The 16672-nt window shown below is 33.0% G+C and carries 16 protein-coding genes; 1 reads left to right on the plus strand and 15 read right to left on the minus strand.

Features of this window, described 5'->3' with window-relative positions; all coding sequences use genetic code 11:
- Positions 1-14: 14 nt before the first annotated feature.
- Positions 15-665, plus strand: coding sequence for a thioredoxin family protein (locus KQA_RS0202820; protein WP_010177866.1), 651 nt, complete (start codon positions 15-17; stop codon positions 663-665).
- Positions 666-671: 6 nt separating this feature from the next.
- Here the strand turns inward: KQA_RS0202820 and KQA_RS0202825 are convergent, their stop codons facing one another.
- The 15 genes from KQA_RS0202825 to KQA_RS0202895 form a co-directional block, all read right to left on the minus strand.
- Positions 672-1568: a DUF3078 domain-containing protein gene (locus KQA_RS0202825; RefSeq protein WP_010177867.1), complete on the minus strand. Its 897-nt coding sequence runs from the start codon at positions 1566-1568 to the stop codon at positions 672-674.
- Between the two features lie 118 nt (positions 1569-1686).
- Entirely contained in the window at positions 1687-2604 is a 918-nt protein-coding gene (locus tag KQA_RS0202830; RefSeq protein WP_010177869.1) for a DUF3078 domain-containing protein, read from the minus strand.
- Positions 2605-2839: 235 nt separating this feature from the next.
- Entirely contained in the window at positions 2840-3346 is a 507-nt protein-coding gene (locus KQA_RS0202835) for a DUF2480 family protein (protein ID WP_010177871.1), read from the minus strand.
- Positions 3347-3474: 128 nt separating this feature from the next.
- The gene (locus tag KQA_RS0202840) at positions 3475-3798 is read right to left on the minus strand and encodes an SUF system Fe-S cluster assembly protein (protein ID WP_010177875.1); all 324 of its coding nucleotides are present in this window, start codon (positions 3796-3798) and stop codon (positions 3475-3477) included.
- Between the two features lie 104 nt (positions 3799-3902).
- Positions 3903-4325, minus strand: coding sequence for a SufE family protein (locus tag KQA_RS0202845; protein WP_010177877.1), 423 nt, complete (start codon positions 4323-4325; stop codon positions 3903-3905).
- A 61-nt stretch (positions 4326-4386) separates the two neighbouring features.
- Positions 4387-5601 carry an aminotransferase class V-fold PLP-dependent enzyme gene (locus KQA_RS0202850; protein ID WP_010177879.1) on the minus strand — a complete coding sequence of 405 codons (1215 nt, stop codon included), beginning with the start codon at positions 5599-5601 and terminating at the stop codon, positions 4387-4389.
- 279 nt (positions 5602-5880) lie between these two features.
- Positions 5881-6867 (minus strand): M12 family metallopeptidase, encoded by a 987-nt coding sequence (locus KQA_RS0202855; RefSeq protein WP_010177880.1) that lies wholly within the window; start codon positions 6865-6867, stop codon positions 5881-5883.
- A gap of 520 nt (positions 6868-7387) precedes the next feature.
- On the minus strand, positions 7388-8569 hold the full coding sequence (locus KQA_RS0202860) for an MvaI/BcnI restriction endonuclease family protein (protein WP_010177881.1): 1182 nt from the start codon (positions 8567-8569) through the stop codon (positions 7388-7390).
- Positions 8566-10773, minus strand: a complete 2208-nt coding sequence (locus tag KQA_RS0202865; RefSeq protein ID WP_010177882.1) for a DNA cytosine methyltransferase — start codon at positions 10771-10773, stop codon at positions 8566-8568. Before KQA_RS0202865 ends, KQA_RS0202860 begins: the two co-directional genes overlap by 4 nt.
- A 244-nt stretch (positions 10774-11017) precedes the next feature.
- Complete coding sequence (locus KQA_RS0202870; RefSeq protein ID WP_010177883.1) at positions 11018-11929, minus strand: glutaminase; 912 nt, start codon at positions 11927-11929, stop codon at positions 11018-11020.
- 102 nt (positions 11930-12031) lie between these two features.
- Complete coding sequence (gene sufD / locus KQA_RS0202875; protein ID WP_010177886.1) at positions 12032-13345, minus strand: Fe-S cluster assembly protein SufD; 1314 nt, start codon at positions 13343-13345, stop codon at positions 12032-12034.
- A gap of 72 nt (positions 13346-13417) precedes the next feature.
- Entirely contained in the window at positions 13418-14170 is a 753-nt protein-coding gene (sufC, locus tag KQA_RS0202880; protein ID WP_010177888.1) for a Fe-S cluster assembly ATPase SufC, read from the minus strand.
- 42 nt (positions 14171-14212) lie between these two features.
- Positions 14213-14608, minus strand: coding sequence for a hypothetical protein (locus KQA_RS0202885; RefSeq protein WP_010177890.1), 396 nt, complete (start codon positions 14606-14608; stop codon positions 14213-14215).
- Positions 14609-14677: 69 nt separating this feature from the next.
- On the minus strand, positions 14678-16126 hold the full coding sequence (gene sufB / locus KQA_RS0202890; RefSeq protein WP_010177892.1) for a Fe-S cluster assembly protein SufB: 1449 nt from the start codon (positions 16124-16126) through the stop codon (positions 14678-14680).
- 54 nt (positions 16127-16180) lie between these two features.
- Positions 16181-16510, minus strand: coding sequence for a HesB/IscA family protein (locus tag KQA_RS0202895; RefSeq protein ID WP_010177894.1), 330 nt, complete (start codon positions 16508-16510; stop codon positions 16181-16183).
- Between the last annotated feature and the right edge of the window lie 162 nt (positions 16511-16672).

Below are 16672 nucleotides of genomic sequence, written 5' to 3' on the forward strand. Positions count from 1 at the left end.
TGTAAGGCTTAAGAATGAATTCGACTATTAATAACGTAAAAGAAACATTTATGGAAACAACAGTAACATCCACCGTTGAAATTTTAAACAAAAGCTTAAAAAACAGTTTAAGCTATACGGAATACCGTGAAAAAGTAAGTAATCTTATTCTGGAAAATAAATCGACAGGTAATGATCCTGATAGTGAAGCTTTATTAAATTACAGTAAGCTGAATGACCGCCGTATGCGACGTTTAGATAAAACAATTAAAATAGACTCCGCTATTGGTCAAAAAATTAAAGATGTTTCTTCTCCAGTAAAGTGGGTAGTACTTACCGAAAGCTGGTGTGGTGATGCCGCGCAATCACTGCCTATAATGAATAAATTAGCGGAACTGAATGAAAATATAGATTTTAGAGTGGTGCTAAGGGATGAAAATGAAGAACTAATGAATGAATTCCTGACTAATGGCGGAAAATCTATTCCTAAATTAATTGCATTTGATGTTCAAAAAAATGAAATCATTGACTCATGGGGTCCTAGACCAACAGTGGCTACTAAAATGGTAAATGACTACAAAACTGAACACGGAAAACTTACCCCTGAATTTAAAGAGGATCTTCAAGTTTGGTACAACAAAGACAAAGGTGCAAATGTTGCTGAAGATTTATCCAAATTAGTATAACCTGCATTATAATTGATAATTGATGCCTAAAGCTATCATTTCACGTACTTGAAAATTGCCCGTGGTATCATCATCATAGATCACTTGAAAACTTAAGCTAGCCTTCATATGCTTATTTATAGTCGAATCCATATTTAGGGTATAGTTTATATCCACATTGGCCACCTTTTCTAAATAATTGGCATATAAGTTTAATAGGTTTTCAAGTGTTACATTTTTAAACAAACTAATTTTACTGCCCGCTGCAATAGAAGCTCCAAACTCTGTATTGTCAGTTTTTCCTTGATCTACACCAAAAGCATCTTTTTCACGAGTAAAAAAACGATCAACAAGTATTAAACGTGTTGTTGCCGGAGCAATATTAATTTGAAAGTTCTCATTCTTTTTCCATAACAATCCCGGACCAATTTGAAAATAAGCAGGAGAAAAGCCCCTACTTACCAAAGTCCTTGAACCATCTTTCCCAAAGTTATACCCCTTAGCAAACTGTGATTTAAAATTAAAATACCCAGAATAACTCCAATGACCACTACCTGTATTTTTACCTACTACAGCACTAAACTCAATAAGATCATCTACTTTTCGTACCCGATCTCTATCTTTTATTTTAGTAATTCCATAAGCTAGATTAAGTCGATTATCCCAGGTCCAAGCTGCTTTTTTATAGTTAATTTCATATTCAAATTTACCATTTACCGCTAAGTTGGATACACCTCCTCCAACCCAATCATCATTAAAAGCTGTTTGATTTCCTAAAAGAGAAACAGCCCCTTTGCTTGTCCAAGGAGATAAACTTACTGCTTGCGGGTGAACCACAGTAGTATCTTGCACTACTGTTGCGCCCTTTTCTTGACTAAAACAAAAAAAAGGAACTAAAAATATCAAAAAAAGAAGCTTATTCATATCTATTTAGGCAATTCAAAGATAAAAAAACCCCTTTTAACGACAAAAAGCTTGCTAAGTTTTACCTCAACAAGCTTTTATTTAACTATTTATTATGATTTTTTGGCTTAGCTTAAATCTAGAATCCGTAGTTTAAACCAGCACCAAATGCTTCTCTAATTTGAAAAGCTCCCACTGTATTATCATCATACAATGCTTGGAAAGTTAAATTTGCAGAAATATACTTATTCACTTTCATTACTAAATTCATAGTATAATCGATATCTACATTCTGAGGATCTTCTAAGTAATTAGAATACAAGCTTAAAATATTTTCCACAGAAATATTTTTAGCTACATTTAACTTGTAATACCCTTGTAAGGAGGCACCAAATTCAAAACGACTAGTATCCCCTTGTTCCACACCAAAACTATCTCCATTCACAGTAAATTCATCATGTACAAAAATAAAACGCGATGTTGCAGGAGCAATATTAACTTTTAAATTATCACTCTTTTTCCACACCATACCTGGTCCAAACTGTAAATATGCTGGCGAAAAGAAATGTGAATTTCGCTCTCCTATAGTTAAGATTTCAACAGTACGCGTTGTTCCATCTGCATTTGTTATTGTAACAGATTCTCCCACTGTTTCAAAACCAGCATCAAATTGCGTTCTAAAATTTCCAAAAAATGAGTAACTCCATAATCCACCTGCTTTTTTACCAACTAATGAATTTATTTCTAAACGATCATTTGTTTTTTGTGAATCTGCATTATTAACTTTTGCTATTCCATAAGCTCCAATAAATTTATTATCCCAAGTCCAATCACCTTTTAAGTAATTTACATCGTAACTTACGGCTAAATCTAATGCTAAACTGTTTATTCCTCCTGTCGCCCAATCATTATTAAATGCCGATTGGTTAAATAATATAGAAGCATTTCCAAATCGCTTCCAACCTTCTTTAGGTGCTTCTTCTGTTTTTGTTTCTTCTTGCGCATAAAGACCAAAACTAGCCATTAATACACTTAATGATACAATAATTTTTTTCATGATAATATGTATGTAGTATTTGTGCGGCAAATATAAGCTATGAAAAAAGAGAGTCCTTCCCTTTAAAAAAAATCTTCTAAATATTTCGACAAAAGACATAAAAAAAAGCCAAAATACACTATTAAGGCTTTAATTAATTATCAAAAAACTATTCTTTTATCGAAAATCAGCCTTTAATTAGAATTTAACTATCTGATTTACTGATTATTATATATAAATTAGTGTTTTTTTATGCTTATTTCTTTACTTTATACAATGGCACCGATGAACACGCCTCGCCATACATCATACTTTTGACCACAGGCTGCAATTTTTGCACTAAACTTATATACGCATTTTCGGGAACTGGCTTATTGGAACAGCCTTTTATAATAACAGGCTTATCCTTGTATTCACTTATTTTTATAGTCGCAATTTGTGCTTCGTATAATTGTGTTTCCAAGGTTACTAAATCTCCAATAACCACTTTGTTGGCATAAGGAGAAATTGCTGTGGTGATCAGCATAAATGCCCAACCAGGAATAATGGCATCCGATGAGCAGGTGAGTGCTATAAAATGATCTTGATATTGTGACCAATCATGCGCCCCAACTTGAGCTCTAAAATCTTTTTCACGAAGCAATAAACCTTCAAAAAGCCAATCTTTGATATCAAAAACAGTACGCACGCCTTCCTGATACCAATCTTCTAAATCGATCGTAACTAATTTACTATTGGCTACTCTGTTTATTATTTCGTCCATTTATTTAGTATTAAGTACTGAGTACAAAGTATTAAGTTTTATTCACTTAATCTTTCATACTTTTTAAAACTAGCACTAAATTACACAAGCAATTATTCTTTACTTTGTTCTTAATATGCTAAGCTATATTAGAGCATTCCCAACTCCAATTTAGCTTCTTCGCTCATTAAATCTTGACTCCATGGTGGATCAAAAGTAATTTCCACTTCGCAATCATTTACGGCATCAATAGATTTTATTTTTTCTTCCACTTCTACCGGAAGGGTTTCTGCAACGGGGCAATTCGGTGTGGTTAACGTCATTAAAACTTTTACATCATAATCTTCGTTCACAAAAACATCATATATTAAACCTAGCTCATAAATATCTACTGGAATTTCTGGATCAAAAATGGTTTTTAAAACCGCCACTACTTTTTCTCCTAACTGATTTGTATCTATATCTGTACTCATTTTTTATGCTATTGGTCTTTAGTTTTTAGCTAAGGACATTATTTATAACTACGCTATTTATTAATTTCAAGTGATTACTATTTATAAAGGTAGGTAACCGAAATTTAATTCAATTGTGTTTTATATGCTACCGCATACATTTTCAATTGTTTTATCATACTTACCAATCCGTTTGCACGTGTTGGTGACAAATGTTCTTTTAATCCAATTTGATCAATAAAATCCGTATCGGCATCAATAATTGCCGATGGGTGTTGCCCAGAAAAAGTACGAATTAAAATAGCGATAATTCCCTTGGTGATAATAGCATCACTATCGGCAGTAAAATTAAGTTGATCCCCTTTTAATTCGGCATGTACCCAAACTTTACTTTGACAACCTTTAATGATATTTTTATCGGTCTTGTACTTTTCATCAATTAGTGGTAAATCTTTTCCTAAATCAATCATATACTCATAACGCTGCATCCAATCATCAAACATTTCAAATTCCGATACGATTTCTTCTTGTATTTCTTTTATGCTCATATTTTAAGCTGTTTGCCTTCAGCATTTAGCTGTTGGCATATTTTTACTATTCTAACTTTAGTTAACTCAACATCATTACTGCTCTTTTAACAGCCGCCACAAATATATCTATCTCATCCTTTGTATTGTAAAAAGCAAATGATGCCCTTACTGTTCCCGGGATGTTATAAAAATTCATAATGGGCTGTGCACAATGATGTCCTGTTCTCACAGCTATTCCTAATTTGTCAACAATTGTACCAATATCATATGGATGAATTGTACCGACATTAAATGATATAACAGCTGTCTTTTCGTCAGCCTCACCATAAATACGCAATCCTTCAATCTGCTTTAATGCATTAGTCGCATAGTCTAGTAATTCTTTCTCATAGGTTGCTATGTTTTCAAAACCTATACTATTCATATAATCCAATGCTACTCCAAAAGCAATACCTCCACAAATATTTGGAGTACCTGCTTCAAACTTAAATGGTAATCCTGCATAAGTTGTTTTTTCAAAAGTTACTTGATCAATCATATCACCACCACCTTGGTATGGAGGTAATTTATTCAGCCATTCTTCTTTACCATACAACACCCCTACTCCGGTAGGCCCACATAATTTATGTGCCGAAGCTACATAAAAATCAACATCTAAGGCTTGTACATCAGGTTTCATATGCGGTGTTGCCTGCGCTCCATCAATTAATACTGCTGCTCCTACGGCATGGGCTTTTTTAATAACAAAATCAATTGGATTCACCGTTCCTAAAGCATTTGACACATGATTCATAAAAACTAACTTGGTTTTTTTGCTTACCAATGTCTCATACACATCCATTTGCAAAGAACCTTCCTCATTCATGGGAATTACTTTTAGCTCGGCGCCAGTACGCTCACAAAGCATTTGCCAAGGCACTATATTGGAATGATGCTCAAGGGCAGAAACAATAATTTCATCTCCTTTAGTTACAAACTGAGTAAAACCAGTAGCCACTATGTTTATGGCATGTGTGGTTCCTGCAGTTAAAATCATTTCGTAATCATGCTTGGCATTAAAATGCGCTTGCACTTTTTTACGAGCTACCTCATAAGCATCCGTTGCTTCTTGCGAAAGCGTATGTACACCTCGATGAATATTTGAATTGTAATTACTATAATAATCAACAATCGCATCAATAACTACTTGAGGTGTTTGTGAAGTGGCTGCATTATCAAAATACACTAAGGGTTTTCCATTCACTTCCCTTTTTAAAATAGGGAAATCCGCTCTTATTTTTTGAATATCCAGCATATAAACCTTTAATTGAATTAATTTACAAAGTTAAGGCTTGCATAGCAAATAGATTAAAAACAGCTAGTAAAAAAAGGTTAATAATCCCTTTAAAAGATTATTAAATTCGAATTATTCATTATAAAGTTTATTAACTATTCAAATCCTTGAAAAATCAAACATTTCACCATACTTTAATTACAACATCACAGATAAGAATTTCAAAAAATAAATCATACAATAAAAAAAGCCTTTCTACATTGGTAGAAAGGCTTTTAATAATTTTAAAAAAATAGTATATTAGTTACAAGGCCCCTGATTTACGAATCTAAAATTGATTGCTTCGTATAAATCTCCTCTAAAAATAACTTTATCACCATTTCTGTAACGTCTGTTTCTGTCATATTGTTCTACACCATCACATCTGGACGCAGAAGTAGTAGATGCGGGATAAGCAGCATTTGTTCCTTGAATATCTAATTGCGTAAGATTATTTCCTGCACCACGCACTGGTTGGCCATTATCTTTTCTAGTCATCGTTGGCACACTACGGCTTTTAGCAAAAGTAGTAGAATTGTACATCATAATAGAGTTAAAGTCAATGCTATTAGTTAACGGGGTAGAATTACGACTAATAAAATACTGATCTCTACCTCTGTCTTGTATGGCATCAAAATTCACCGTAATAAAATTATCTCGATCTGGTCTATTTTGTTCGTGTAAAAATCCTAATGTATGTCCAAACTCATGTACAATAAGCGATGTGCTTGATCTGGAACCTAAGTTAACAGTTCCTCTGTTCCCTCTGGAGCCTAAGGTTGCATTACCACAATTACAGGTAGCACCACTACTTCTGACAGTTACATAGGTACTTTCATTTGTGCGCTCCTTAAATTTCACATTAGTTTTACTTGTCCATTCCTCCATTGCTGCAAATACATTATTTCTTACAGTGGTAGAAAGATTGTTTTGGATCACATACACCACTGTATTGTTGGCCCATCTCCTTACTCCAGCGCCTTCACCTAATTTTCCAATTGATCCTGGTGCTTCAATTTCTGGCACTAAACCATCGGGTAAAAATTGTTCTTCGTCAAATAAAATATCTCCATTGCTGTAAGTCTCATTTCCTAATGGTGTTACCTTAATATCGGTTCCCAAAAAGTTTTTAGTTACAGATTGAATTTCATTTGGAGTTTCTGTTGTTTCTGTTGTTATGTCGTCTTTTTGACAAGACCACAACGTCCCTACCGCTAGCGCGGTTAATGTTAATTTATTGAATTTCATGAGTGTGTTGTTTGTATTTTACAACTACAGAAATGTTTACATTAGTATAACAATAGGATAACTTTAACTATTGTTATTTTATGTGATCAATAAAGAAAATTACTACAAAAAATAACCTTAACCTGCTTATTTAAAAGAATCTAAATAACTTACTTACTAAAAAAACTCTAAATCATTGACAAAACTTTAACTAAAAAAATAACCTCTATGTTCGTTAAGCATAAGAAATGTTGGGCAGGTGATAAGCACTATCGTTTCGGTTTGTTACTTAGCTAAATATAAATATTTGCTTTTATATTCTCTTCTATAAACGCTAAATTTTATATTTAGCGGACTTTGTTAATATCCACAGAACTTTTGGTTAAGCACAAATGCACTATGCTTTTTATACCTTGTAACCTGTCTGGCTTTTTTATTCCCAAAATTGCTAGCGTTGGCAAAGATATACTCTTTTAAAGTTTTGGTATAGCGTGGATGGCGCGACTGGAAATGTGTATGGCTTTCTGCGTTTGCAATTCCGCTATACCATTAAATTATAACTTTCACTTGGCGGAAACAATAATTCAATTCCTTTCGGTTTAATTTTAAATAACGGACCTTTTTCTACCACTTTACCTTTTGAATTACGCTTAATTAAATGGTCAAGCGTAATTATTCCTTGTTCAACTAGTAAGTCAAATTGAGAAGTAATTGGCCTTTTTGTGTGTTCTATCAGCTTGTATTGAAAATGTTCTCTGTTATTTATTCTAGTGCTTTCAGCTTCTACCCAAAACGTTTCTTTATGTTTCTCTTTTAGTCGACTATGAAGTTTATTCAATGTCCAAACCACAAAATCTCCAACTTCTGGTTTGTCAGAATTTTCAATCAGTTGTTTGATATCGCTATCAATTCTTAGATTTAGACCTTGGGAGTTTCTTGTGATTGCAGAAACTGTGCAATACAATTTAAAATCCTCTTCTCGTTCATAACCAAAATTGTTGAGAATTTCTGCTGAACTTTTAAACTTACTTAATTTCCAATCTGGAACTTGAGCAAATAGATTTTTTCGGTTTGTTCTACTATTTCTGAATGATTTTAGCTCAATTCCTTTGTAATCTGGTTGTTTAGAAGAGTTAATATCAATTCCGAGTGCAGTTTCAAGTGTTCTTCCAACAGAAGTGTCAGCATCTACCATTGAAGGAATTGGGCCAGCATTTGCTATTTTTCTTAACATTGCTAGAAGTTCAAATGCAACCTCATTCTCTGTAGTGTTAATTGCATTAATTAACTCTTGAAATGGATTTAGAATTGAAGAATTAATCAATTCTCTGATGTCTAATCTTGTCAAGTTGAAAACTTGAAATTTACCATCAAAGTTCGTTATTGCAATAATATCGTTTGGGTTAGCAACTTTTGTCAAACTATAAAACCAAATTCGTGGGTCTCCTTTTTTAGTAGAAGGACGATATAAAGATGCTTGTGATTTTATTATCTTAAAACCAGTGTGAATAACTGCTGGAATCATTACTTTACTTTCTGTACCTTGTTTTTGTAATTCGTAATCGTGAATATTTTCGCTTTTCAAATAGCTACGAACAGAACCTGTCGCATCCATTATTGATTTTTTAAGACCAGTTTCAGTAGGTTCAATTAAAGTAAGAGAAACTTGATTTTTGGTCAGTAATTTTATCTTTTCTTGTTCTTCGTTTGTAAGCTTTCTCACTTGATATGCTTTAATATTTCACTTGCTACCGCTCTAGCTAATAAGGGAGGAACAGCATTTCCAACTAAAGTGTATTGTGGCACTTCTGTTTTTCTGTTATTTCCACCAGTAGACCGTTTGCCTTGAAATACAAATGAGTCGTCAAACGATTGTAAACGTGCCATTTCTCTAACTGTTAAAGACCTTGGTGAGTTGTAGTGAATGTAATCATCAGCAATAGTCATTATTGTAGAGCTTTGCTCATCTGGTTTTAAAACATTGTAATTTCTCTTATTTGTAGAAAGATTTAATTTTTCTAGTTCTGGTTGTGCTTTTTTATAGTTACCGTTTTTTAAAATCACTCCAAGTCTTTCAATAACTGTTTCGTTTTGATTACTTGTCTTATGATTATTAAGTACGTCGAAATATTTTTCTCCGTTCTCCAAACCTTCTTTATTCCTTACGTAAAATGGTTTTGTCCGAGGTTCAAAACGTTCAATTAATCTACCTTTTTTTGACCATTCTGCAAATGACTTTCCGCCTTTAGAAATAGGCTTTCCGTCAATTTTTCTTTTTTTGAGAAGTTTAGCCATTTTTTTTGCAGTTCCATTGTATTGAGCAGAAATATCAACTTCTTCATATCGATGTGCTTCTTGGTTATTACCAATAAAGTCTAAATCGTATAAAGCTTCAAAAATGGTTACTTTTTCTTCTTCAGAAACTGTTGCAGGGATTTCTGAAATATACTTTTGGTCTTTACGACAACCAATAAAAAGTACTCGCTCTCTATTTTGAGGCACACCGTAATTTGATGCATTAGCAACAAATGGTTGTTCTATTTTATAAAGTCTAATACTTTCCAGAATAGTCTCTAATTCCTTTTTTTGTGATTTGTTACAATGAGATTTTAAAATCTCAATGGATTCATCAAAAGATGTTGTGTATATTTTTAAAGCAGTTATAATATCCTCACAATCTTTTTTATAATTGCTTGGAACTTTTAAAGCTTTAAATGAATGCTCAATTTTTGAAATGACATTTTCAGAGCTAATCTCTGTTAGAAAATCAGTAAAGGAATTTACAAAGTCATCACTATCAATATTACAAAAATCCTTTTCTTTGATAATATCACGTTTTAATTTCTCCCATTCTTTTGCTCGAGCCAAAAGATTAAAACCGTGACGAATTGTATTAATGTTTTCATCCGTTTTACTGGTTTTGTAGTCTGCGATTTTTGGTGTAAGTTTTTTAAATCTATTCTCTACAAAGCTTATAAAATCAGCTTTCCCATTTTCTTTGTCTTTTTCAAGTAGTTTTTCAAGTTCAACTCTCTTTACAATACTATCGAAAAGAAAAGAATTTGATTCTTTTCGTATTTTTTTGATGAATGTATTTAGTAATGGAATTTCTTTTGTATCAACAATAGAGTTGATTTCTTTGATAATCAATTCTTTTATTTTCCCACCTTCTTTTGTCAAAATACCTTTTACATTTTCCATCACAAAGTATTTGGGTTGTAAAACCTTAATGACTTCTAAGTAATGGGAAAAAAGGTCGTCTTTTTTATCGAATTTTTTTCGCTTTCCGGCGAGACTAAAACTTTGACAAGGTGGGCCACCACAAACAACGTCAATTTTAATTCCATCAATTTTTTCTAACAAATTGTCTAAAAAGTCTGGTTCAGTAATATCTTGTTTTAAAAATTCAGCATCCAAGCCTAATTGATGATTATAACGGACAACGTGAGTTAATTCACAATTTTCGTTGATGTCATTGGCAACAATGAAATCGAAGAATTTATTGTTATACTCAGCTTGCAAAAAACCTTCACTAAAACCACCAGCTCCAGCAAATAAATCTACAAATGTGAATGGTTTTCCATAAAGCGGAACTTGCTCTTTTACAATAGTTACATTGCTGTTTTCTTTATAATTTTCTATGTGTTCGTTCAATATGCTTTTAACTTCATCTTGTATAAAGGTTTTTTTATTAGAGTGGTGTAAAAGTTCGTCCGCTCGTTCTCTTAGGAAATCCAAATAATGATTGATTTCGTGGGATTCAACACTCAAACCAATCGCTTTTTGTTTGGATTTATTGAAGTTTTTCGGTTCTATTTTTTGTCCTGTAGAAACCTTAACTTGACTTCCATTACAGTTTATTCGAAGATGAATTGGTGCAAACCCTTTTTTGTCAGGTTTGTCTAAATAAAAATTAATTGTGGCCATAATTATTCACGGACGTTTTTACGTACACGGACAAATTTACGGACATTTTTTAAAATTCCTATTTAATTTTGATTTTTGTTCTAAGTAAACGTTGGGAAAAGACAAGCTCTTTTTATTTTTGAGGCACGAAAAAAATGAAATGTGCTTGACAATGCGGTTGGATTTTAGCTTGCAGGTAACTTTAATGCATCAGTAACTTTTTGCTCTTATTTTCCAAAATATCTTAGCTTATAGAAGCTAATTTTCAAAAAATAGAATAATCAATTTTAGTGGTAAATAACTCCAAAAATTTAGTTCCTAAAAATGAATTCCCTTTGGCATTTAACCTCGGACTCCATACTGCCATACTAAATTCATGAGGACGCACTACCACAATACCCCCTCCTACACCACTTTTACCTGGCAAACCTACTTTAAACGAAAACTCTCCAGCCTCATCATAAAAACCACAAAGCTGCATAATAGAATTAATTCGCTTAGATTTACTTTGATCAACAATTACCTTCTGCGAAAGCGCACAAACTCCGTCATTTGCTAAAAATAAAAAGGTCTGCGAAAGTTCCTCACAGGTCATTTCGATTGAACACAGGTGAAAATAAAAATCCATTACCTCATTGATATCATTTTTAATATTCCCAAAAGATTTCATTAGGTTTATTAACGCGGTATTTACATAAGCACAGGATTTTTCAGATGCTGCCACCTGCGGAGAATAAGCCACTTTGGTATGACATAATTGATTTACAAAATCTAAAAATTCCTTTTTAGGGTTCTTCAATTCCGAAACCAAAATATCTGCTATAACTAAAGCACCCGCATTTATAAATGGATTCCGAGGAATTCCTTTTTCGTACTCCAACTGTACTAATGAATTAAAAGCCGTTCCAGAAGGCTCTACACCAACACGCTCCCATAGCTTTTCGCCCTGTATTTCATAAGCCATTGTTAATGATAATACTTTGGCTATACTTTGTATCGAAAATTTTTCTTGTGCATTTCCAAAATGAAATTTTTCTCCATCAAGATTCACTAAACTTACGCCAAATTTTTCTGGATCAACTAATGCCAATTCGGGTATGTATTGTGCTACGCTACCCTTACTAGGAATAGCTTTTATTTCGTTATAAATCTCGGAAAATATGTTATTGAAATCCATTTAACGGTGTTATTATATCATACGATTTACCAATCACTCAAAACAAAAAGAGCTACAAGTTAAAAAACAAGCAGCTCTTTCGGAATTTATTTTAAAATATCATTACAAATCAAACCCAATGTTTACACCAAGTTTATCTGCTATAATTTTATTAATTCTTGTTTTTAATTGAGGTATTTTAACAGACTCCAATACGTTATTTGCAAAAGCATACATTAACAAAGCTTTTGCCTCCTTTGTTGCTATTCCTCTAGATCGCATGTAAAACAAAGCACTTTCGTCTAATTGTCCAATGGTACAACCGTGAGAACATTTTACATCGTCGGCAAAAATCTCTAACTGAGGTTTTGAATTTACTGTCGCTTTATCACTTAATAAAATATTATTATTGGATTGAAACGCATTTGTTTTCTGCGCCTCTTGTTCTACAATAATTTTTCCATTAAATACTCCTGTAGATTTCTCATCAAAAATACCCTTGTAGTCTTGGTGACTTTCACAATTAGGTTCTTGATGCTCTACTAATGTATTATGATCTACGTGTGTTTTCCCTTCGAGAATAGTTACGCCATTCAATATAGAATCTATCCCTTGTCCTTTTTGGTAAAAATTAAGATTGTTACGTGTAATTTCTCCTCCAAAGGCAAATGTATGTACAGAACATACGCTATTACTATGCTGCTCAGTAAAAGTGTTATCCACTAATGATGAAGCATCCGTATCATTTTGAATCTTATAATAATCAATATGCGCATTATTACCTGTATACATTTCGGTTACCGAATTGGTAAACACTTTTTTATCAGACAAGTTTTGATGGCGCTCAATTATGGTTACCTCCGAATTATCTTCGCAAACAATTAAATTACGTGGCTGTAACATTGCTGCTCCATCAACTCCTGTTGAAAAATGTATTACCTGTATCGGCTTATCTGCCGCTGTATTTTTGGGTATATATATATAAGCGCCTTCTTTAGCAAATGCTGTATTTAAAGCCGTCATTCCATCTTCCTTGGCTACCGTATTATAATATACATCAATAACAGGCTTAAAGCGATTCTGCGAAAGTGCCGACGACATTAAACATACATCAATTTTATCATGCGTTGTTTCCGATAAATGTGAAGAATACACTCCATCGATAAAAACGATTTTATACGAATCCAAATCGCTGATAAAATATTTTTTTACATCCTTAAACTCAAGCGCAACTTCCTTTTTAGGGAAAATTGAAAAATCATTTTTTATGACACTATTTAAAGAAGTATACTTCCAAGCTTCTAGCTTTTTTGTAGGAAACCCATAGGCTTCAAAACTTTTTAAAGCTTCAATACGTATATCATGTATTGGGCTAGTAGTATCTACATTAGCTTCAAAAGCTAAAAACGAAGAGACTAATTTTTCTTTTAATTCCATTATTTATAGTTTTTTGTTGTTAGTTATTAATTGTTAGAATTTTCCAACAACAACTAACAACTACACACTAAACTAAGCTTTCAACTCTTCTTTAATCCAATCGTATCCTTTCTCTTCAAGTTCTAAAGCAAGGTCTTTAGTTCCTGACTTCACAATTTTACCATCGTGAAGAACGTGTACAAAATCTGGCACTATATAATCTAATAAACGTTGGTAATGCGTAATAACAATTACTGCATTATCCTTGCTTTTCAATTTGTTTACTCCATTTGCTACAATACGCAATGCATCAATATCTAATCCAGAATCTGTTTCATCCAGAATAGCTACTTTAGGCTCTAACATTGCCATTTGAAAAATTTCATTACGCTTTTTTTCTCCTCCAGAAAAACCTTCATTTAAAGAACGTGATAAAAATTTACTATCAATTTCAAGTAATTCAGACTTCTCTTTAATTTTTTTCAACATCTCACGTGCCGGCATTTCTTCTTGCCCCCGCGCTTTACGTGTTTCATTAATGGCTGTCTTCATAAAGTTTGTTACCGAAACTCCAGGAATCTCAACAGGATATTGAAACGATAAAAAGATTCCTTTATGTGCTCTTTCTTCGGCACCTAATTCTTCAATATCTTCTCCTTCAAGCAAAATATTCCCAGAAGTTACCTCATACTCTTCTTTACCAGAAACAACTGAAGCTAAAGTACTTTTCCCTGCTCCGTTAGGTCCCATAATAGCATGTACCTCACCAGCATTAACTTTAAGGTTTAATCCTTTTAAAATTTCTTTGTCTTCTACACTAGCGTGTAAATCCTTGATCTCTAACATTGACTTATATTTTGACACCTAGCTTTAAAAGCTAAACATTCATTATTCATTTTCATTTTTAGGCTTTATATTCACCTTTGGTAATACTGCAACAATATCTTTAATTTCAACTACTTGCTCCCATCCTTCTGGTGCAGGATTAGGCTTGATTAAACCCTTTACAACAACACCTACCATATCGTATTCATCTTTTTTTAACGGGGTTACTCTTTTAGATAACTCTTTCGCTTTTTCATCTAAAACTACACCGTATATAAAATCTTTACCTTTTAAAACTGCAGCATCTGCCACATGGATAAACTCGGCATTTAAGGTTACTTCACCTTCTGCATTAGTTGTTGATGCTTCAACTTCACTTTGAGCAGCTTCTGTTTTAGCATCTTTTTTACATGATAATACGGTTAATAGACAACCTACAAGAATGACTAGTTTTTTCATAATAGACAATAATGTTTGAATAGTTAGTTAGTTTTGTTTGAGTGACTACTTTCCTCGAATATTAAAAGGCTATCCTACTGAACCTTCTAAACTAATTTCAAGTAATTTTTGGGCTTCTACTGCAAATTCCATGGGTAATTTATTTAATACTTCTTTACTAAATCCATTTACAATTAATGCAATAGCTTTTTCAGTATCAATACCGCGTTGGTTACAGTAAAAAATTTGGTCTTCTCCAATTTTACTTGTTGTCGCTTCGTGTTCAATTATAGCCGATTTATTTTTAGCTTCAATATACGGGAATGTATGTGCACCACATTCATTTCCCATTAATAACGAATCACATTGAGAAAAATTTCGTGCATTTTCGGCTCTAGGGCTTATTTGAACTAAACCACGATAAGAATTTTGTGATTTCCCTGCCGAAATTCCTTTTGATATTATGGTACTTTTTGAATTTTTACCCAAATGGATCATTTTAGTACCTGTATCTGCTTGCTGAAAGTTATTTGTTACCGCTATGGAATAGAACTCACCTACCGAATTCGCTCCTTTTAGTATACATGAAGGGTATTTCCAAGTAACTGCTGATCCCGTTTCAACTTGTGTCCAAGAGATTTTTGCATTTGTTTCACACAAACCTCTTTTTGTTACAAAATTAAATACACCACCTTTTCCTTCTTTACTTCCAGGGAACCAGTTTTGTACGGTTGAATATTTAATTTCGGCATCATCCAAAGCAATCAATTCAACTACAGCTGCGTGTAATTGATTTTCATCGCGACTTGGGGCGGTACAACCTTCCAAATAACTCACATAACTCCCTTGATCTGCCACTAAAAGTGTGCGCTCAAATTGCCCTGTTCCTCCTTGGTTAATTCGGAAATAAGTAGACAACTCCATTGGACAACGTACGCCTTTGGGTATGTAGCAAAACGATCCATCGGTAAATACCGCCGAATTTAATGCGGCATAAAAGTTATCCGTTTTAGGAACAATGCTTCCTATATATTTTTTTACTAATTCTGGATGTTCTTGTATCGCTTCAGAAATTGAACAGAAAATAATTCCTTTTTCGCTCAAGGTCTTTTTAAATGTAGTTGCTACCGAAACAGAATCTACCACTACATCAACTGCTACACCAGATAGCTTTTTTTGTTCATCTAATGAAATACCTAATTTTTCGAAAGTAGCCAATAACTCAGGATCAACGTCATTTAACGTTTTATTTGGATCTGCTTTTTTTGGTGCTGAGTAATAACTGATTGCCTGAAAATCGGGTTTATCATAATTTACATTAGCCCATTCAGGTTCTTCCATTTCACTCCAAATACGAAAAGCATCCACGCGCCAATCGGTCATCCATTGTGGTTCATTTTTTTTAGCTGAAATAGCGCGAACTACATCTTCATTTAACCCCACAGGAAAAGTATCCGATTCTATATCTGTATAAAATCCGTACTCGTATTCTTTTGTTTCGAGTTCTTTCTTTAAATCGTCTTCTGTAAACTTACTCATATCTCTATTTGCTAAACAAAATAATTGATCATTTTGCTTGCATTGTTTTATAAATTATAATGAAAAACTTTCACCGCATCCACAAGTTCTACTTGCGTTAGGATTATTGAATACAAAACCAGTTCCATTCAAACCTCCTGAATACTCTAATGTTGTACCTACTAAGTATAAAAAACTCTTTTTATCTACTATAATACGCACTCCATTATCTTCAAATACTTTATCCTCTTCTGCAGCAACATTATCAAACTTTAAATCATATGACAATCCAGAACACCCTCCACTTTTAACTCCAACACGCACAAAATCGTTTTGGGCATTAAATCCTTCTTCCTCCATTAAAGAGACTACTTTTTTCTTTGCTATATCTGAAACTTTAATCATAAGTACTCCTATGTTATGCAATTATTTTGCAAATATACGATATAAGTAGTTTTCACATCTAATTACTTACACTTTAAAATTATGGTAACATTGACAAATCCTATTATACGCTTTTAATATAAATATTTCGTATATTTAAGGATGCCAAAATCATCTACTCTA

The sequence above is a fragment of the Aquimarina agarilytica ZC1 genome (assembly GCF_000255455.1).
GTDB lineage: Bacteria > Bacteroidota > Bacteroidia > Flavobacteriales > Flavobacteriaceae > Aquimarina > Aquimarina agarilytica.